Annotated in this window: 14 protein-coding genes; 9 read left to right on the forward strand and 5 right to left on the reverse strand. The window is 69.7% G+C overall.

Features of this window, described 5'->3' with window-relative positions:
• The first annotated feature begins 18 nt into the window (after positions 1 to 18).
• The 3 genes from EV647_RS22370 to EV647_RS22380 all read left to right on the forward strand — a co-directional run bounded on the left by EV647_RS22370 (position 19) and on the right by EV647_RS22380 (position 5,289).
• Positions 19 to 2,760, forward strand: a complete 2,742-nt coding sequence (locus EV647_RS22370; RefSeq protein WP_238177336.1) for an AAA family ATPase — start codon at positions 19 to 21, stop codon at positions 2,758 to 2,760.
• On the forward strand, positions 2,757 to 3,935 hold the full coding sequence (locus tag EV647_RS22375; protein ID WP_134005831.1) for an N-acetylglucosamine-6-phosphate deacetylase: 1,179 nt from the start codon (positions 2,757 to 2,759) through the stop codon (positions 3,933 to 3,935). Before EV647_RS22370 ends, EV647_RS22375 begins: the two co-directional genes overlap by 4 nt.
• Before the next feature lie 82 nt (positions 3,936 to 4,017).
• Positions 4,018 to 5,289 carry an ABC transporter ATP-binding protein gene (locus EV647_RS22380; RefSeq protein ID WP_134005833.1) on the forward strand — a complete coding sequence of 424 codons (1,272 nt, stop codon included), beginning with the start codon at positions 4,018 to 4,020 and terminating at the stop codon, positions 5,287 to 5,289.
• A 324-nt stretch (positions 5,290 to 5,613) separates the two neighbouring features.
• Here EV647_RS22380 and EV647_RS22395 read toward each other — a convergent pair whose 3' ends face one another.
• Positions 5,614 to 6,378, reverse strand: a complete 765-nt coding sequence (locus tag EV647_RS22395) for a sulfite exporter TauE/SafE family protein (RefSeq protein WP_134005835.1) — start codon at positions 6,376 to 6,378, stop codon at positions 5,614 to 5,616.
• Positions 6,375 to 7,088, reverse strand: a complete 714-nt coding sequence (locus tag EV647_RS22400; RefSeq protein WP_134005837.1) for a FadR/GntR family transcriptional regulator — start codon at positions 7,086 to 7,088, stop codon at positions 6,375 to 6,377. The genes EV647_RS22395 and EV647_RS22400 overlap by 4 nt, the downstream gene beginning before the upstream one ends.
• A gap of 103 nt (positions 7,089 to 7,191) precedes the next feature.
• Here EV647_RS22400 and EV647_RS22405 point away from each other — a divergent pair, with 103 nt between their 5' ends.
• The 3 genes from EV647_RS22405 to EV647_RS22415 are packed head-to-tail and all read left to right on the forward strand — an operon-like array spanning position 7,192 to position 11,071.
• Positions 7,192 to 8,511 carry an SLC13 family permease gene (locus tag EV647_RS22405; protein WP_134005839.1) on the forward strand — a complete coding sequence of 440 codons (1,320 nt, stop codon included), beginning with the start codon at positions 7,192 to 7,194 and terminating at the stop codon, positions 8,509 to 8,511.
• A gap of 5 nt (positions 8,512 to 8,516) precedes the next feature.
• Positions 8,517 to 9,662, forward strand: coding sequence for a CaiB/BaiF CoA-transferase family protein (locus tag EV647_RS22410; RefSeq protein WP_134005841.1), 1,146 nt, complete (start codon positions 8,517 to 8,519; stop codon positions 9,660 to 9,662).
• Complete coding sequence (locus EV647_RS22415) at positions 9,659 to 11,071, forward strand: carboxyl transferase domain-containing protein (protein WP_202876265.1); 1,413 nt, start codon at positions 9,659 to 9,661, stop codon at positions 11,069 to 11,071. The genes EV647_RS22410 and EV647_RS22415 overlap by 4 nt, the downstream gene beginning before the upstream one ends.
• Here EV647_RS22415 and EV647_RS22420 read toward each other — a convergent pair.
• Positions 11,017 to 11,376 carry a DUF4345 domain-containing protein gene (locus tag EV647_RS22420; RefSeq protein WP_134005845.1) on the reverse strand — a complete coding sequence of 120 codons (360 nt, stop codon included), beginning with the start codon at positions 11,374 to 11,376 and terminating at the stop codon, positions 11,017 to 11,019. The two genes, EV647_RS22415 and EV647_RS22420, sit on opposite strands and share 55 nt — an antisense overlap.
• Positions 11,377 to 11,482: 106 nt before the next feature.
• Between EV647_RS22420 and EV647_RS22425 the strand changes: the two genes are divergently transcribed.
• The 3 genes from EV647_RS22425 (at position 11,483) to EV647_RS22435 (ending at position 16,340) form a co-directional block, all read left to right on the forward strand.
• Entirely contained in the window at positions 11,483 to 13,426 is a 1,944-nt protein-coding gene (locus EV647_RS22425) for a glycoside hydrolase family 43 protein (RefSeq protein WP_134005848.1), read from the forward strand.
• A gap of 21 nt (positions 13,427 to 13,447) precedes the next feature.
• Positions 13,448 to 14,515, forward strand: coding sequence for a LacI family DNA-binding transcriptional regulator (locus EV647_RS22430; RefSeq protein WP_134005850.1), 1,068 nt, complete (start codon positions 13,448 to 13,450; stop codon positions 14,513 to 14,515).
• Positions 14,516 to 14,585: 70 nt separating this feature from the next.
• The gene (locus EV647_RS22435) at positions 14,586 to 16,340 is read left to right on the forward strand and encodes a beta-galactosidase family protein (protein WP_134005852.1); all 1,755 of its coding nucleotides are present in this window, start codon (positions 14,586 to 14,588) and stop codon (positions 16,338 to 16,340) included.
• Here EV647_RS22435 and EV647_RS22440 read toward each other — a convergent pair.
• Together EV647_RS22440 and eccD are read right to left on the reverse strand one after the other, a co-directional pair.
• On the reverse strand, positions 16,337 to 17,062 hold the full coding sequence (locus tag EV647_RS22440) for a sulfite exporter TauE/SafE family protein (RefSeq protein ID WP_202876266.1): 726 nt from the start codon (positions 17,060 to 17,062) through the stop codon (positions 16,337 to 16,339). The genes EV647_RS22435 and EV647_RS22440 overlap by 4 nt on opposite strands.
• A 15-nt stretch (positions 17,063 to 17,077) precedes the next feature.
• Positions 17,078 to 18,403 (reverse strand): type VII secretion integral membrane protein EccD, encoded by a 1,326-nt coding sequence (eccD, locus tag EV647_RS22445; RefSeq protein WP_134005854.1) that lies wholly within the window; start codon positions 18,401 to 18,403, stop codon positions 17,078 to 17,080.
• Position 18,404 lies beyond the last annotated feature (1 nt).

Raw genomic sequence — 18,404 nt, forward strand, 5'->3', positions numbered from 1 at the left:
CCGGATAGGCTGCCCGCTGTGGGGATCGCGGATCGAGGGCTTCGGGGCCGGCGGCGGGAGACCGGCGTACTGGACGGGTTGGTTCGCGAGGCGAAGGCCGGGCGTAGCCAGGTGCTGTTGCTCACCGGAGAGGCCGGGGTCGGCAAGTCGGCTCTGCTGGACGCACTGGTCGCCGGGGCGGATGGTTGCCGGGTCACCCGGACCGCGGGGATCGAGTCCGAGATGGAGCTCGCGTACGCCGGTCTGCACCAGTTGTGCCAGCCGTTCCTGGATCACGTCGACCGGCTGCCCGCACCGCAGCGGGAAGCGCTCGGTACGGCGTTCGGCCTGGTGAGCGGCCCCGCCCCGGACAAGTTCCTGATCGGTCTCGCCGTACTCAACCTGCTCGCCGACGCGGCCGCGGAGCAGCCCGTGCTGTGCGTGGTCGACGATGCGCAATGGCTGGACCTGATGTCTGCCCGGATCCTCGCGTTCGTCACCCGCAGGCTCGCGGCCGAGTCGGTGCTGATGGTCTTCGCGGTCCGCGACGGCATCGAGCACGCCTTCAGCGGGCTCACCGAACTCGAGATCCGCGGCCTCGACGACGCCGACGCCCGCGATCTCCTGGACTCCGTACTCCCCGGACCGATCGACCCGCGGGTCCGCGACCGGATCGTGGCCGAGACCCGCGGCAACCCGCTCGCCCTGCTCGAGCTCCCCCGCGCCTGGACCGCGGCGGAGCTGGCCGACGGCCTCACCGCAGGCACCCTGACGAGCAGGCTCGAAGACGGTTTCGTACGGCGCATCGAAGCGCTGCTGCCCGGCACCCGGCTGCTCCTGCTGACCGCGGCCGCCGAGCCGCTCGGCGACCCGACGCTGTTGTGGCGAGCGGCTGAGCAACTCGGGCTCGGCGCTGAAGCTGCGGTGGATGCGGTCGAATCCGGGCTGATCACCTTTGACCAGCACATCCGGTTCCGGCACCCGCTGGTGCGCTCGGCGGCCTACCGGACGGCCACGCCGCAGCAACGGCTGGCCGTGCACAGGGCACTCGCCGACGTCACTGATCCCGAGACCGACCCAGACCGCCGGGCCTGGCATCGCGCGCAGGCGACCATGGCCCCCGACGAGGGCGTCGCCGCCGAACTCGAACGGTCCGCGCAGCGCGCGCGAGCACGAGGCGGGTTCTTCGCGGCCGCCACGTTCCTCGAACGCTCGGCCGCGCTGACCATCGACCCCGGTCTCCGAGCCGACCGCCTGCTCGCCGCCGCCACCGCGAAACGCAGCGCCGGTGCGCTCGACGCTGCACTGGACCTGCTCGGCGCCGCGTCCGCCGGCCCCGCGAACGCCGTACGGGAGGCAGAAGTCATGCGCCTGCGCGGCGAGATCGCCTTCGACCGCGGACACGCGACCGAGGCGGCCCGAACGCTCGTCGTCGCCGCCAAGCAGCTGGACCCGCTCGACCACGAGCAGGCGCGCGTCGCGTACCTGGAGGCGATGTCGGCCGCGATCTGGGCGAGCGGCCCGGAGACACCCGGGATTCTCGGCGAGGCCGCGTCCGCCGCACCCGCACCGGCGCCGTCGGACCCGCCGGGCGACCTGCTCCTCCAGGCGCTCGCGCTCCGCTTCACCCGCGGGTACGCCGCTGCCGCGACGCAGCTCGTCAAAGCCGTCGACCAGGCGCGGCAGAGCGAGAGCGACGCCGAGGATGTCCGCGGCTGGTTGTGGCTGGCCGGCAACCGGGCCAGCGGCATCGTCGCGATCGACGTCTGGGACCTCGACGCCGCGCTCGAACTGGCCGCACGGCACGAACGGATCGCCCGCGACAGCGGTGCGCTCGTCCAGCTCCAGTGGGCGCTGAACTTCCGCGCCAACGTGGTGTCGATGACCGGCGACCTCGCAGCCGCCACGGCGTACGTCGAGGAAGAGCGGCAGATCGCGGCCGCGACCGGGAATCGCGCGCTCGGGATCGGCAGCATGCAGCTGGCCGCGCTCCGCGGGAACGAGGCCGAGGCGGCACCGCTGATCGACGCGATGATCCGCGAGGCACGTGCTCAGGACCAGGGCCGGATGACCGCGATCGCGACGTACACGAGCTCGTTGCTGAACAACGGCCTCGGCCGGTACGACGCGGCCCGGGACGCGGCGCTGCAGGTGTTCGAGCAAGACGTCGTCGCGTACGGCGTACTCGTGATCGGCGAACTGGCCGAGGCGGCCTCGCGGACCGGCGACACCAAGCTGGTCGAGACGGCACTGGCCTGGCTGAACGAGCGAGTCGCCGCCACGCCGTCGGACTGGGGTCGCGGGATGGAGGCCCGTACGCGAGCGCTGCTCAGCAACGACGAGGACGCGTACCGCGCGTCGATCGACCACCTGAGCCGGACCGGTCTCCGCATCGAGTCGGCCCGCGCCGAACTGCTGTACGGCGAATGGCTGCGCCGCGAAGGCCGTCGTCAGGATGCTCGCGCGCACCTCCGCACCGCCCACGAACAGCTGGCCGCGATGGGTGCCGATGCCTTCGCCGAACGCGCCCGCCACGAGTTGCTCGCCACCGGTGAGACCGTCCGGAAACGCACGCCCGAGACGACCAACGACCTGACCGCGCAGGAGGCCCAGATCGCCGGCCTGGCCCGCGACGGCCTGACCAACCCGGAGATCGCCGCGCAACTGTTCATCAGCCCCCGAACCGTCGAGTGGCACCTCCGCAAAACGTTCGCCAAACTCGGCATCACCTCCCGCCGCCAGCTCCGAACCTTGAAAGCCCTAGGAGGCCAAGTGTCATGAGCGAGGTGTTGGAAGGTCGCACGGCCGGTGGGCGCGGTGTGCGGGTGCGGTTCTCGGCCGACGGCATCGAGGAGATCACCGACCATCCGTCGGCACCGGACCTGCTGCTGATTCCCGGTCTCGTCGACATCCAGCTCAACGGGTACGGCGGACTGGACGTCAACGACCCGTCCCGCCCGGCGAGTGAACTAGCTGACCTCGTCCGCGCACTGTGGGGACAGGGGGTGACCACGGTCTACCCGACGATCATCTCCGCCGACGACGCGACCACGACCACGCTCGTCAGGCGAGCCGCCACCGCGCGCGCAACCGACTCCGACGTGGCGTACGGCGTACCAGGCCTGCACCTGGAGGGTCCGTACATCTCGTCCGCGGAGGGCGCCCGTGGTGCGCACGACCCGGCCGTGATCCGCGACCCGGATGCCGACGAGTTCGACCGCTGGCAGGCCGCGGCCGGCGGCGCGATCGCGATCATGACTCTCGCCCCCGAACGCCAGGGCGCCATCGAGTTCACCCGCCACCTCGTACAACCGTCGTCAGGGCCGGCCGCGGCGCGCGGGGTGGTTCCCTCGGTCGGGCATTCGCTGGCGACCGCCGCCGACGTCCACGCGTTCGCCGCCGCCGGCGGACGGCTCTCGACCCACCTCGGTAATGGACTGCCCGCTCAGATCGACCGTCACGAGAACCCGATCTGGCCCCAGCTCACGGAGGATGCGCTCACCGCGGGGCTGATTGCCGACGGCCATCATCTTCCCGCCGACACGTTCGCCGCTCTCGTCCGCGCCAAGGGCCCGACGCGCTGCGTCCTCACCAGCGACGCCGCCGCCTTGGCCGGGTGCGCCCCCGGTGACTACCGAACCGCGGTCGGCGGCGCAGTCACCGTCGGCGCCGACGGGAGCCTCCGCCTGCAAGGTACGCCGTACCTGGCCGGTAGCGGCGCCTCCCTCCTCGACTGCCTCCGCTGGGCCACCGGCCCCGGCGGACTGCCCCTGGAAACCGCTGTCACGATGGCCACCACGACCCCCGCCGACCTCCTTGGCCTCCACGACCGTGGTCGCCTGGAAGTCGGCGCCCGCGCCGACCTGGTCCAGTTGACCAGCACCCCGGACCGCGCCGTCGGCGACCTCGTCACCGTCGCTGTCAACGGCAGATTGATTGCCTTCGGCAACAGTTGAGTTCTGGATCGTGCCGGCCGCAACCAGTTCGCCAGGCGCCCAGCGCTTGCCGGTGAACCGGAACTTCCCGTATAAGGCTGACATGACGGCGATCCGGCTCGATGCGGTGTCCAAGGTGTTCGAGGGTGAACACCTGGCCGTGGACGAGTTGTCGCTGCAGATCGACGACGGCGAGTTCATGGTGCTGCTCGGGCCGTCCGGGTGCGGGAAGACGACGCTTCTGCGGATGATCGCCGGCCTCGAACGCGTGACCGCCGGCGAGATCTGGTTCGGGCGGACCCTCGGCACCCGGCTCGCGCCGCGCGAGCGCGGTGTGGCGATGGTCTTCCAGACCGGCGCCCTGTACCCGAACCGGACGGTGCAGGAGAACATCATGTTCCCGCTGCAGATCGCCGGGCAGGACGACGTACAGGCCGGGTCGACCGCGGCCGGGCTCGCGCAGATCCTCAGCATCGAGTCGGTGCTCGACCGGATGCCGCGGACGTTGTCGGGCGGTCAACGGCAGCGGGTCGCGATCGGGCGGGCGCTGGTACGGCGGCCACAGGTGTTCCTGCTCGACGAACCGCTGTCGAACCTCGACGCCACGATGCGCACCGAGCTCCGTCAGGAGATCGGTGCGATGACCAGGGACCTCAACGTGACCACGCTCTACGTGACGCACGACCAGGTCGAGGCGCTGACGCTGGCCGACCGGATCGCGGTGATGAGGGACGGCCGGATCGAGGACGTCGGTACGCCGACGCAGGTCTACAACGACCCCGCTACCGCGTTCGTGGCCGGCTTCCTGGGGACGCCGCGGATCAATCTGATGGCCGCGACCGTACGCGTCACCGCCCACCACCGGGTCGCCCTCGACCTCGGCAGCCAGTCGATCTCTCTGGACCCCACCGATCGCCGGTCGCTGATCCTGCGGCACCACGACGGCGCCGAGGTGATCGTCGGCGCCCGCTCGAGCGCGTTCAGCCTGATCACGACCGAGGACGCGCCGAACCAGCTGACCGGCACGATCCGCGCCTTCGAGTTCCACGGCCAGCAGTCGATCGCGTTCGTCCAGTGCGGCATCGAGGTCGTCGACCCGGACAAGATCGGCCGCGTCGCACCGGCGCACGCGTCCCCCGCGGCCGAGCAGGCACCGTCGTTCCTGACCAGGATCCGCTCCCGGCTCGGGCTGGCCACGCCTCCCGCTCCCCCGCCTGAGACCCACGGCGCCACCCACCGCCGCGCCGACCTCGTCGTCGAGCTCCCGGTCGATACCGAACTGGCCCGCGGAACCCGCGTCCACCTCGCCCTCGACACTTCCCGGATCCACCTCTTCGACCGCACCGGCCACCGAGTAGACCGCGTCACCCGCTGACCCCCGCGCCTTCAAGTTCGGGGCCCGAGGCAACGGTCACGCGGCGTGGGTCCGCACGGGTTGTAGTGCTGGAACGGCGCGGGCAGACGCTCGGTCAGATGCACGGGCGAAGTGCGGCGAGCAACTCCTCAGGGCTCTCGAGTTGTGGGAGGTGGCCGGTGTGCGGGAGAACGGTGTACGTCGACTGCGGGATCGCGGCCGCGTAGGCCCTGCCGTACTCCGGGTCTGCGATCCGGTCGCTTTCACCCGCCCAGCTCGAGCAGCTGGGCGACCTCCTGGACACCGCCCTCGGCCCGGACCCAACCGCCTGACCGCAGACGACGGTCAAGTGAGCATCAGGACGGCGGCGGTGGTGCCGGCCAGGACGATCAGGATGCGGAGCAGGCCGCTTGGCAGTCGGCGGCCGATGTGTGAGCCGACGTACCCGCCGGCCACGGAGCCGATCGCGAGGAGCACGATCGCGGTCGGGTTCAGATCGGCGATGAAGACGAAGATCACGCTGGCGACGAGGTTCGCAGCCAGCAGGGACAGGGTTTTGAGGGCGTTCACGACGCGCAATTCGAGGTCCAGGCCGAGGCCGAGCACCGCCATCATCATCACGCCGGCACCGGCGCCGAAGTACCCGCCGTACACGCCGGTCAGAGCGGCGAAGAACGTCGTCGCCGGTGTCATCGTCGTCCGCGTCTCCTGCGGTTCCTCGTGCCGAGACCGCAGCCAGCGAGAGATCCACGGCTGCACGCCGACGATCAGGCAGGTGAACAGGATCAGCCACGGAGCCGCCGCGGCGAACACGCCTGGCGGCAGCGCAAGCAGCAGTACGGCGCCACCGATCGCGCCGATCGCACATGTCAGCACGACCGCGATCGTCGTGGGACGGGAGACCTCGCGGAGCTCACGGCGGTAGCCGAACGAGCCGCTGAGCGCGCCGGGAAGGAGGCCGATCGTGTTCGAGGCGTTCGCCACGACCGGCGGAATCCCCAGCGCGATCAGGGCCGGGAAGCTGATCAGCGACGCGACTCCGACGGTCGACGTGAGCACGCCGGCTCCGAGACCGGCCGCGACGATCGCCAGATGCTCGACACCGGTCACGTCCGATCCCGCAGCAATGCGACGTCGGACACCAGCATCACGTGCTCGTGCATGGCCTGCGTAGCGGCGACCGGATCACCGGCGGCAATCGCGTCCGCGACCTTCCGGTGGCCGGCGAGCGACTCACGTGGCCGGCCCGGCTGGGACAACGACTCCAGCCTCGTCTCCCGGATCAGGTCGTGGATGGCGGTCATCATCTGGGCCAGCAACCCCGATCGCGCTGCCGCGGTCACCGCGCCGTGGAACGCCTCGTCGCCCTCGACGCCCCGGCCACCGGCCTCGATGTCGCGCTCCATCGTGTCCAGCGCGGACCGGATCGCCGTCAGATCGGCCTCGGTACGACGTGACGCCGCCAGCGCGGCCAGCTTCGATTCGAGCGCGTCACGGGCCTCGATGATCTCGGGCAGCCGGTCGGCGTGCGCGCGGATCGCCTCGATCACCGGCGCGGTCCGGGCCCGCTCGGTCAGCACCGTGCCGTCGCCGTGCCGAACCACCACCGCACCGATGACCTCGAGCGCCACCAACGCCTGGCTCAGCGTCGCCCGGCTCACGCCGAGTCGCTGGGCAAGCTCCCGCTCCGGCGGCAGCCGATCGCCGGGCACCAGACCGTTCTCGATGATCCAGGTGCTGATCTGGTCCGCGACCTGTTCGTACAGGCGGGATCGCGGGACCGGTCGAGGCGGTGCGGGACGAGCTGGCGGCGACTCCATACCCACAGCTTATTGACAAGTGGCCCATTGGGCTATTGGCTAGGCCACTGAGCCAGCTACTAACTGGTATATCCCCGTCAACCGCCCGGAAGAGGATTCCGTCATGGGACCAGAGTGGGTTGCGATCCTGGCGCTCGTCGCGCTGTTCGTCATCGGAACGGTCCTGCCGATCAACATGGGCGCGCTCGCGTACGTCGCGGCGTGGCTGGTCGGCATGTACTCGTTGCACCTGAGTGAGAAGGAGATCCTGGCCGGCGTCAGCGGCGACCTGATCCTCACGCTGATCGGCGTCACGTATCTGTTTGCGATAGCCAAGAACAACGGCACCGTCGACCTGATAGTCGCCAGCGCCGTCCGCGCCGTCGGCGGCCGGGTCGCGCTGATCCCGTGGGTGATGTTCGCGGTCACCGCCGTACTGACCGCGATCGGCGCCGCCAGCCCGGCCGCGTGCGCGATCATCGGGCCGATCGCGCTCGGCTTTGCCGCGCGGTACAAGATCAATCCGCTGATGATGGGCATGTTCGTCGTGCACGGCGCCCAGGGCGGCGGGTTCTCGCCGATCAGCATCTACGGCACGATCACCAACTCGGTGATGGAGGACGCCAAACTGCCGTCCAGTGAGCTGACCGTCTTCCTGGCCAGCCTCGTCGTCAACCTGGTGATGGCGACGATCCTGTTCATCCTGTTCGGCGGCCGGAAGCTGATGAACCAGCGCGTCGACCCGAACAGTCCGGACCATCTCACCGAAGATCTGCACCACGGCGGCGCGACAGTCACCGCCCGCGGGACCGGCGCCTCGGCGCCGACCGGCACGCTCGCGCGCGGCGTACGCCGGGACCAGGTGCTGACGCTGATCGCCTTCGTCGGCGTGGCCGTGGTCGCACTCGCGTTCGACAAGAACATCGGGTTCGTCGCGATCACCGCCGCCGTACTGCTCGCGATCCTGTCGCCGACCGAGCACAAGGACGCCGTCAAGCAGGTCGCGTGGCCGACGGTCCTGCTGGTCGCGGGTGTCAGCACGTACGCCGCGATCCTCACCGAATCCGGCGCGCCGCAGTTCGTCGGCAAGTGGGCCGCCGGACTCGGAGCGGCCGTGATCGGCGCGCTCGTCCTGTGCTACGTCGGCGGTGTCGTGTCGGCGTTCGCCTCGTCGACCGCACTGCTGCCGGTCATCATTCCGATCGCCGTACCGCTGATCGGTCACGGTGGGATCAGCGCCGGTCTCTTCGTCGCGGCCCTGGCCATCGCGTCGACGATCGTCGATGTCAGTCCGTTCTCCACCAATGGTGCGCTGATGCTCGCGAACCGGCCGGACACGATCGCAGAACCCGTGTATTACAAGCAGATTCTCACCTACAGCGTGATCGTGGTCGTAGCCGGCCCGTTGCTCGTCTGGGCCGCGCTAGTACTCCCGGGCTGGTGATGCGGATGCACGGGCCGTTGAACGGCGTACTGGTCGTGGATCTGTCCCGGGCGCTGGCCGGGCCGCACGCCACGATGATGCTGGGTGACCTCGGCGCGCGCGTGATCAAGGTGGAGGCACCGGGCCGCGGCGACGACACGCGCGGCTGGGGGCCGCCGTTCGCCGGCGACGAGTCGACGTACTTCCTGTCCGCCAACCGCAACAAGGAATCCATCACGCTGGACCTCAAGGACGACGCGGATCGCGACGTCGTACTCCGGTTGATCGAGCGCGCCGACGTACTCGTGGAGAACTTCCGGACCGGCGTACTCGACCGGCTGGGACTCGGCCTCGACCTGTTGCGCGAACGCAATCCACGCCTCGTCGTCCTGTCGATCACGGGCTTCGGCCACGACGGACCGGAAGGTGGACGAGCCGGCTACGACCAGATCGCTCAAGGTGAGGCAGGACTGATGTCGCTGACCGGGTCCGGGCCGGAGGATCCGCAACGGGTCGGCGTACCGATCGGCGACCTACTGGCCGGGATGTACGGCGCGTACGGCGTCGTCGCGGCGCTCCATGAACGGTCGGCCACCGGTGTCGGCTGCATTGTCCGTACGTCGCTGCTCGCGGCAATCGTCGGCGTACACGCGTTTCAGGGCACGCGGTACACAGTGGCCGACGAGGTCGGCGTGGCCCAGGGCAACCATCATCCGTCGATCGCGCCGTACGGACTGTTCCGTTGCGCGGACGGTGCGGTGCAGATCGCGGTGGGCAGCGAGGGACTGTGGGAACGGTTCAGCGCGGCCTTCGAACTCGCCACGGACGGCCTGACGACCAATGCGGACCGGGTTGCGCACCGGGACCGGTTGATCGCGGTGATCGAGGCGGCGTTCAGTGGTCTGACCAGTGCCGAGTTGCTCGCGAAACTCGCTGACGCCGGCATTCCCGCCGGGCGGGTCCGGAGTATGGACGAGGTGTACACCTGGGACCAGACCGCGAGCCAGGGTCTGTTGATCGACGTCGAGCACTCGACGCTCGGGCCGCTGCGATTGCCCGGTCCGCCGCTGCGGTTCTTCGACGGATCGCGGGAGACCACCCGAGGTGACCACCGGCCGCCGCCGACACTCGACGAGCACGGCGCCTCGATCCGTGCCTGGCTGGACGAATGAGCGCCCGCGACTTGATCGACGCCGTCCTCGACCCAGGATCGTTCCAGTCGTGGGATCGGCCAGGCACGCAGTCGGCCGACGACACCTATCAGCAGCAGTTGCGGCGGGCCGCCGAGCGGGCGGGGACGGACGAGTCGGTGGTCACCGGCCGGGGTTCGGTCCGTGGGCGACAGGTCGCCGTACTGGTCAGCGAGTTCGCGTTCCTGGCCGGGTCGATCGGCCGGGTTGCCGCGGAGCGGATCACTGCAGCGGTACGTCGTGCGACCGCCGAACGGCTGCCGATCGTGGCGTCGACCGCGTCCGGCGGGACCCGCATGCAGGAAGGAGCGGCCGCCTTCGTCGAGATGATCACGATCTCCAAGGCGCTGATGGATCACCGCGCGGCAGGTCTCCCCTATCTCGTCCATCTCCGGCATCCGACGACCGGCGGCGTGTTCGCCTCGTGGGGGTCCCTCGGTCACGTCACCGTCGCGGAGCCCGGAGCGTTGATCGGCTTCCTCGGCCCCAAGGTCTACGAAGCACTCCACGGCGAACCGTTCCCGGCCGACGTACAGACGGCCGAGAACCTCGCCGCGCATGGGGTGATCGACGGCGTCGTCGAGACGAGCGATCTCCCGTTCCTGCTCGACCGGGCGCTCGGAGTCCTCGTCGATCCCCCGGTCGCTCCGACGCTCCCCCGCCGTACCGGAGCCGCCGGACCGGTTGACGCCTGGACCTCCGTCCTGCGTACTCGTCAGCCCGACCGTGCCGGGGTCCGCGAGCTGCTCCGCTACGGAGCGACCGGAACACTCCGGCTGACCGAACCGGACGCGGCCGTCCTCGTCGCGCTGACCCGGCTCGCCGGCCGACCATGCGTACTGGTCGGACAAGACCGTTCGCAGAGCAAGCCGATGGGACCGGCGGCCTTACGCCAGGCCCGCCGCGGCATGAACCTCGCTCAAACCGTCGGCCTCCCACTCGTCACGGTCATCGACACCGCCGGCGCCGAACTCTCCCGCGCCGCGGAAGAAGGCGGCCTGGCCGGCGAGATCGCGCTGTGCATCTCGACGATGACGACGCTGACCGTGCCGACCTTGTCGGTCCTTCTGGGTCAAGGCACTGGTGGCGGCGCGCTGGCGTTGCTCCCGGCAACCACCGTCATCGCGGCGGAGCACGCGTGGCTCGCGCCACTTCCACCGGAGGGAGCCAGCGCGATCGTGTACCGCGACACCGCTCATGCTCCGGAGCTCGCCGCCGCCCAGCACATCACCGCGCCCGACCTGCACGCCGCCGGCACCATCCACCACCTGGTCCCCGAACACGACACCGACACCGCGGAGACCCTCGCGATCGCAGTAGCCGCCGAATGCGCGGCTCAACTCACTGCGATCCACAACACTCCGCCGAGGACAACCTCGACGCAGAAGTAGAACCACGACGGATAGAAGGCTCGCGGGCGGTCCCGCACCGCACCGATCAATCGCCCTGCGGCCATTCCGCCCAGCGCGACCGCAACCGCGATCACTGCCCCGCGCCGGATCCCTTCGTCGAGCGCCGCGGCGACCAGCAGCCCCGCAACCGCAAGCCCGAACCCGCCGTACACGGCGCGCACCTCGTTACGCGCGTCCGGCCCCGCCGCCACGATCCCGAAGGGCCGCACCAGCGCCGCGGGCATGACGAGCCCGTAGATCCCCATACCCGCGAAGAACACCGCCGCGACGACTATTGCAATCATTGCAACAGGCTAGGGGGCAGGTGGGCTCTTGACGCTGGAGGAGCCGGGCGTTGTAATCAGAGGCATTCTGTTTACGTAAACATTCTCCCCGCCCGGAGGTAAGCCTGTGACGCGAAGAGTGATTGGGGCCGTGGTGAGCGTGGTGCTCGCCGCAGTCGGGGTCAGCGTGCCGGCGGCGCCGGCCAACTCCGCCGAGCCATCGGCGTACACCTCCTTCCGGCCGGGTGAGCCCTGGCTGGACACCAGCGGCAAGGTCGTTCAGGCCCACGGCGGGCAGGTCGTGCCGTCGAAGGACGACGACGGCCGGCGCATCTACTACTGGTACGGCGAGGATCGCAGCAACGGCTACTACGACAGCCCGGGTGTGCACCTGTACTCGTCGTACGACCTCTACAACTGGAAGGACCAGGGACTCGCGCTCCGCGCGATGAACTCCCCCGATCAGTTCGAGAACGACCCGTACTTCGCGAAGCTCTACAAGAAGTACACGCCCGCGCAGAAGGACGTCGTCTGGCGCGACCTGTCGACCAACAGCGTCCGCACCGACGGCTGGGCCCGCCCGTCGATCCTCGAACGCCCCAAGGTGATCTACAACAAGAGCACCGGCAAGTGGGTGATGTGGGTGCACTCCGACGGCCCGTCGTCGCCGACCAGTACGTCGACGTACGCCCGCGCCGAGGCCGGCGTGGCGATCGCCGACTCACCGAAGGGCCCGTTCCGCTGGATCGACTCGTACCGCCTGAACCGGGTGCCGAGCGACTCCGTGCCGTGGTGCGGTACGTCGTCCGCGTTCGACCCGGCCGGCGGGATGGCGCGCGACATGAACCTGTTCGTGGACGACGACGGTACGGCGTACATCATCTACTCCTCCGAGGAGAACCGGACGATGTACATCTCCAAGCTGAACCGGTCCTACACGTACCTGTCCGCGGCGCCGGAGAACGCCGTACAGGGCAAGGACTTCGTGCGGACGCTCGCGTGCAACCAGCGTGAGGCGCCGGCCATGTTCAAGTCGGAGGGCACCTACTACCTGGTGACGTCGGGTGCCACCGGCTGGGACCCGAACCCGGCGCACTACGCGACCTCGCAGAACGTCCTGGGTCAGTTCACCGACCGCGGGGTCCCGATCACCGGCGACGGCGCGGCGACCACGTACCGGTCGCAGAGCACCAACGTGATCCCGGTCGACCCGAAGCAGAACAAGTTCGTCTTCATGGGTGACCGGTGGACCCCGAGCGACCTCGCGAACGCGCCGTACGTCTGGATGCCGATGAGCTTCGGCGAAGGCGGCGCACTCACGATCGGCCCGGACACCGAGTGGACGTTGGGCGACCTGACGCCGTACACCCGCTGGACCGTCACGAGCACGATCCCCGACAACGTCTGGCTGAACGACACCAGCACACTGCCGACCACCGTCACCGTGACGACCGCGAGCGGGTCGCAGCAGGTCGCTGTCACCTGGGACCCGTCGAGCATCGCGCAGCCGGGACCCGCGACGCTGCGTGGCACGTTGGCGGACGGCAGGACGTTCAGCCGCTCGGTCGTCGTCGTGCCACACGGTCTGCGGTACGCCGTGAATGCCGGCGGGACCGCCACGCCCGACTGGACCCGCCTGACCCAGGTCGCGTCGACCGAACAGCCATTGCTCAACTCGGCACCTGAACAGCCGCTCGGCACCGACCCGGCCACCGGGACGACGTGGGGCTTCACCGGGTCCAGCGCACCGGCTGGGACTGGTGACCTCTATACGACCCTGCGGTACGCCAAGAACCACGAGCCGCTGGTCTACACGTTCGAAGGCCTCGAGCCGGGCACGTACACGGTCCACGCGGGCTACTACGACCCGTGGCCGTGGGCCAACCGCGCGGCCGCGGTGACCGTCAACGGAGTTGTCGTCGACCAGCAGCGCCTGTTCACCGCGACCGGCGTCGCGGCGTCGTACGGCGGAATCTCGGTCGGGGCCGACGGCAAGATCACGGTGTCGATCGCGCCCACCCGGTCCCCCGACATCCAGGTCAGCTGGCTGATGGTCGCCCGTGACAACTAGCGCCCCACCTATGCTGATGCCATGTCGAGCGAGGTCAGGGGCGAACGCCGCGGGGTCAAGGGACACCCGAAGTCGGGACCGTCCATCGGCGACGTCGCACGGTTGGCCGGTGTGTCGTCGCAGACCGTGTCCCGCGTGTCCACGGGCTCGGAGCCGGTCAAGGCCGAGACCCGGGAACGGGTGCTCGACGCGATGCGGCAGCTGGGATACGCACCGAACCTCGCCGCCCGGGCGCTACGCCGAGGCAACTTCCGGTCGATCGGTCTGATCGCACACCAGGTCATCCGGACCGGTGAGTCGAAGACCATCGAGGCGGTGATCGAGGCCGCCCGGCGGGAGGGGTACTCGGTGAGCCTCGTCGACGTCGAGAGTCCTTCGTCGAGCGACGTCAGCGAGGCGGTGCAGCACCTCAGCCACCAGGCGATCGACGGCTTGATCATCATCCGGGCCGAAACCGCGACCCCGGCGGCTCTGGCGCTGCCGCCGACCATGCCGGTCGCGGTGTCCGACTCACGGTTCATCGGGCACCATCCGGCGGTCGGCGCCGACCAGGTCGGTGGCAGTCGCGCCGCGGTCCAGCACCTGCTCGATCTCGGGCATGGAGTGGTCCACCACATCGCTGGGCCGAGCGATTCCGGTCCCGCGGACCTGCGGGCGACCGCCTGGAAGCAGACGCTCGTCGACGCCGGACGGGAGGTCCCGGAACCGTTCGGCGGTGACTGGTCCGCGGAGACCGGCTACAAGATCGGGAACGAGATCGCGCAGCGCGACGACGTGACGGCGGTCTTCGCGGCGAACGACGAGATGGCAGCCGGCCTGATGCACGCACTGCACGAAGCCGGCCGCCGGGTGCCGGACGACGTCAGCGTCGTCGGGTTCGACGACATCGACCTCGCCGCCCATCTCTGGCCGCCGCTGACGACGGTCCGGCAGGAGTTCCACCAGATCGGTCACGACCTCGTCGAGGTCATCATGCGGCAACTCGGCGGGCGGGAGCAGCTGACCGGATACCACGGCACGGTGCCCGCGCCGCTCATCGTCCGGCAGAGCACGGCAGCACCTCGCAAGCGTCGACGTACCCGCCGCTGATCCCGGGTGGACAGTCGCCGGCCGGTCCGGTTACCGTCAGAGATGTTTACGTAAACAAGAAGGAGAGCCCATGCCCGGCTTCGCCATCGGTGAGTCCGACTTCGTCCTGGACGGCCGTCCGTTGCAGATCATCTCCGGTGCCCTGCACTACTTCCGGATGCACCCGGACTGCTGGGCGGACCGGATCGAGAAGGCGCGGCTGATGGGGCTCAACACCATCGAGACCTACGTCCCGTGGAACGCGCACAGCCCGCGCCCCGGCGTCTTCGACACCTCCGGGATGCTCGACCTCGGGCGGTTCCTCCGCGAGGTCGCGGCCGCCGGGATGTACGCGATCGTGCGGCCCGGGCCCTACATCTGTGCGGAGCTGGACAACGGCGGGCTCCCGGCGTGGCTCTTCCGCGACGACGATACCGATGACAGGGTCGGCGTACGCCGCTACGAGCCGAGGTTCATGTCCGCGGTCACGCAGTACCTGCAGGATGTGCTGGAGATCGTCCGGCCACTGCAGATCGACCAGGGCGGACCGGTGCTGCTCGTTCAGGTCGAGAACGAGTACGGCGCATTCGGGGACGACCAGACCTACTTGAAGGCGCTGGCCGACGTGATCCGGAACGCCGGTATCACCGTTCCGCTCGTCACGGTGGATCAGCCGACGGACTCGATGCTGGCCGCCGGCGGACTGGACGGCGTACTGCGGACCGGTTCGTTCGGATCCCGTGTCACGTCGCGGCTCGAAACGCTGCGCAAGCACCAGCCGACCGGACCCTTGATGTGCATGGAGTTCTGGGACGGGTGGTTCGACTACTGGGGCGGACGCCACCACACGACGAGCGCGGCCGATGCCGCTGCGGAGCTCGACACGCTGCTCGCGGCCGGGGCGTCGGTCAACATCTACATGTTCCACGGCGGTACGAACTTCGGACTGTCGAGCGGGGCCAACGACAAGGGCGTGTACCGGCCGACCGTGACGTCGTACGACTACGACGCACCGCTCGACGAGGCCGGGAATCCGACGGAGAAGTTCCACGCGTTCCGTGAGGTGATCTCGCGGTACGCGCCGGTGCCGGACACTGTGCCGGCCCCGAAGCCGGCCGCACCGGAGTTCACCGTCGCCCTGTCCGATCCGGTCGGGCTCCTCCCGGGCTTCTGTGGAACATGGTCGGACCACCAGGAGCTGCCGACGCTCGACGATCTGGACGCGCGGCTTGCGATCTTCCGGACCGAACTGCGTCAGGGCGGGCCGGCGCTGCTGACGTTCGGCGAGGTCCGCGACCGCGTGCAGGTGTTCCTGGACGGTGCACCGGTCGGCATCCTGGAACGCGAACGGCACGATCGCGCGATCATGCTCCCCCACACCCGCGGACGGCTCGAGCTCGTCGTCGAGGACCAGGGCCGGGTCAACTACGGGCCGCGCATCGGTGAGCCCAAGGGCCTCATCGGGCCGGTCCGCGTCGGCGCCGAGGAACTCACCGGGTGGACCGCCTGCGGGATCGACCTCGACAGGGTTCCGCAGCTGTGGCAATCCGCCGGCCCGACCCCGTCCGTGCTCGGTATCGGGCCGACCGCGTGGCGGGCGACGTTCGAGACCGACGGCGAGTCCGACCTGTTCCTGCGAACCGATGCCTGGGGCAAGGGTTTCGCCTGGATCAACGGCTTCTGTCTCGGCCGCTACTGGCGCCGCGGCCCCCAGGAAACCCTTTACGTCCCGGCGCCGCTCCTGGAGCAGGGCACCAACAACCTCGTCGTACTCGAGCTCGAGGTCCTCGAAACCCCGACAGCAACCTTCACCGGGTCGCTGCGGCTGGGCTTCACCGACCTTTAGATCGCCAACAGTCCCTTGATCGCCGTCATGATGCCGCCGGCAACGGCCAGGGACAGCACCAGCACGCGGGCGACCGGGTCCGGGATCCGGCCGGCCAGCAGTGCCCCCAGGCCCGCGCCGAGGATCAGTCCGGCAGCCGCTACGAGCCATTCGTCGCCCGCGAGTGGAGGCACGCCGCGGGTGACGAGTGAGAAGACGTTGACGATCGTGCCGTAGAAGAGGGCGTTCGGCACGAATTCGCGGATCGTCCAGTTCGCGTTGACGGCGTACAGCGACACCGGAGGTCCGCCCAGGCCGGCGGCTGTGTTCATGAAACCGCCGGCCGCACCTGCGGTCAGCGCGCCGCCGAGTCCTTTCAGCGCCGGCACCCGCAGACCGCTCATCAGCAGCGCCGCGGTCACTGTCACCAGGGCACCCATCACCACGAGGAGCACCGGCTCGGGCAGGACTCGGGAGAACCAGGCGCCGAGCGGCGCCGTACACGCGGCCGCGATCACCAGCGGGACCATCGCCTGCAAGCGCACCTGGCGCCAGCCGCGGGACAGGCCCAGGAGGCATACGACTCCGGCGGCGCAGTTCGAGAACGAGACGCCGTCCACCGGTCCGAGCACCATCACGAGCGCGGGTACCGCGACCAGCGCGAAGCCCATGCCCGTCAGCCACTGAACGAAGGCCCCGAGCAGGACAACCCCGCCGAGGAGCAATCCCGCAGTACCACTCACTGCGGGAACCTCCTGTTAGGCGACGTTCAAAAGTTTCGCATACAGGTCGAAGACTCCGAACGCGAGTGGCACGAAGGCGATCATCGCGGCGACCTCGATCGCGTCGAGGATCTGTGCGGCGCGGGCCTGGAGGTGTTGGGGTGACTCCGGGCGCATGCCGAAGGCGGCGACCATACCGACCACGACCAGGAGGCCGACGGCGATCAGCGCGCCTCCGGCTTCCTTCGTGGACAGGACGAACGTGAGCACCAGCATGATGCTCAGCGCCGCCGCGCACAGGACCGCGACCTCGGTCAGGAGCGGGTACAGCCGCGCTCGGGACGCGAGCAGGAACGCCAGCAGCACCGCGACGCTGATCGACCAGCCGTTCCAGGTCCGCAGCATCACGACGGCCGACGCCACCGACGACACCGCAACCGGAACCGTGGCCAGCGCGATCCCGAGGTGCGCCGCGTTGATCGCCGAATGTACGTCGGTGCGCTGGACCTCGACGCCCTGAGCCCGCCGGTCGTCGAGCGCGGTCAGGCCCGACATCGCCAGCCCCAGCCTCGGCAGCAACCCGAGCACCAGCACGGACAACGCGCCGGCCACCACGCCGACCCGATCCGCGTCGATGCCGAGCCGCACACCACCGATCCAGCACACCGCGAACGCCACGGTGACGGTGCCGCCGAGCACCCCGCCGCGGGCCAGTCCGGCTCCGGCGAACAGTACGGCGCCAATTCCGACCCCGGCCGCACCGGCCGCGAACGCCATCGGCACCGACCAGCCGCCGGCGACTGCCCAGACCACGAGCCCGATCGAGAGGCATCCGGTGGCAATCGACAGCAACGGGATGCCGACCACCGGTCGCTGATAGCGGCCGAGCACAACGCCGACGAAGCCTGTCAGCGTGGTGAGCACCAGCAGCAGGAACAACGCCAGGTCCGAGTCCGTCTGGGTGACCAGCGCGATCACGCCGGCCAGCACGCTGACCACCAAGGCGGCACCGGCCAGCGCCCGGCGGTGCCTCGGCTGGAACGCGGCCGCACGCCGATCCAGGTCGTCGACCGTCTCCTCGGTGATGTCGTACACCGTCGGAGGCGGAGGCAGCTCGCCCTCGGCCATCAGCCGCAGCACCGCGCCGTCGCCGAGCTGGGCGCTGGCCAGGCTGTACTCCGGCGCCACCTGCTCCCCGGTGACGGTGGTCAGGAACCTGCGCCGCGGCCACCGCTCCACCGGCTCGTCCAGCATCTGCACCAGGTCCGGCAACAGCTTGCCGAGTGGCTCGTCGACCGGCAGTACGGCGTCCATCCGCCGCCGCCGACCGACCACTGTCACCCTGCTGTACGTCGCGCCCATC

It is taken from the genome of Kribbella sp. VKM Ac-2566, from assembly GCF_004366005.1.
In the GTDB taxonomy this organism is placed as follows: Bacteria; Actinomycetota; Actinomycetes; order Propionibacteriales; family Kribbellaceae; genus Kribbella; species Kribbella pratensis.

Bases quoted from the DNA above. Each gene is read 5' to 3' on its own strand.
- EV647_RS22375 (WP_134005831.1), top strand. From the start codon at position 2,757: ATGAGCGAGGTGTTGGAAGGTCGCACGGCCGGTGGGCGCGGTGTGCGG.
- EV647_RS22380 (WP_134005833.1), top strand. From the start codon at position 4,018: ATGACGGCGATCCGGCTCGATGCGGTGTCCAAGGTGTTCGAGGGTGAA.
- EV647_RS22400 (WP_134005837.1), bottom strand. From the start codon at position 7,088: ATGGAGTCGCCGCCAGCTCGTCCCGCACCGCCTCGACCGGTCCCGCGA.
- EV647_RS22405 (WP_134005839.1), top strand. From the start codon at position 7,192: ATGGGACCAGAGTGGGTTGCGATCCTGGCGCTCGTCGCGCTGTTCGTC.
- EV647_RS22410 (WP_134005841.1), top strand. From the start codon at position 8,517: ATGCACGGGCCGTTGAACGGCGTACTGGTCGTGGATCTGTCCCGGGCG.
- EV647_RS22415 (WP_202876265.1), top strand. From the start codon at position 9,659: ATGAGCGCCCGCGACTTGATCGACGCCGTCCTCGACCCAGGATCGTTC.
- EV647_RS22420 (WP_134005845.1), bottom strand. From the start codon at position 11,376: ATGATTGCAATAGTCGTCGCGGCGGTGTTCTTCGCGGGTATGGGGATC.
- EV647_RS22430 (WP_134005850.1), top strand. From the start codon at position 13,448: ATGTCGAGCGAGGTCAGGGGCGAACGCCGCGGGGTCAAGGGACACCCG.
- EV647_RS22435 (WP_134005852.1), top strand. From the start codon at position 14,586: ATGCCCGGCTTCGCCATCGGTGAGTCCGACTTCGTCCTGGACGGCCGT.
- eccD (WP_134005854.1), bottom strand. From the start codon at position 18,403: ATGGGCGCGACGTACAGCAGGGTGACAGTGGTCGGTCGGCGGCGGCGG.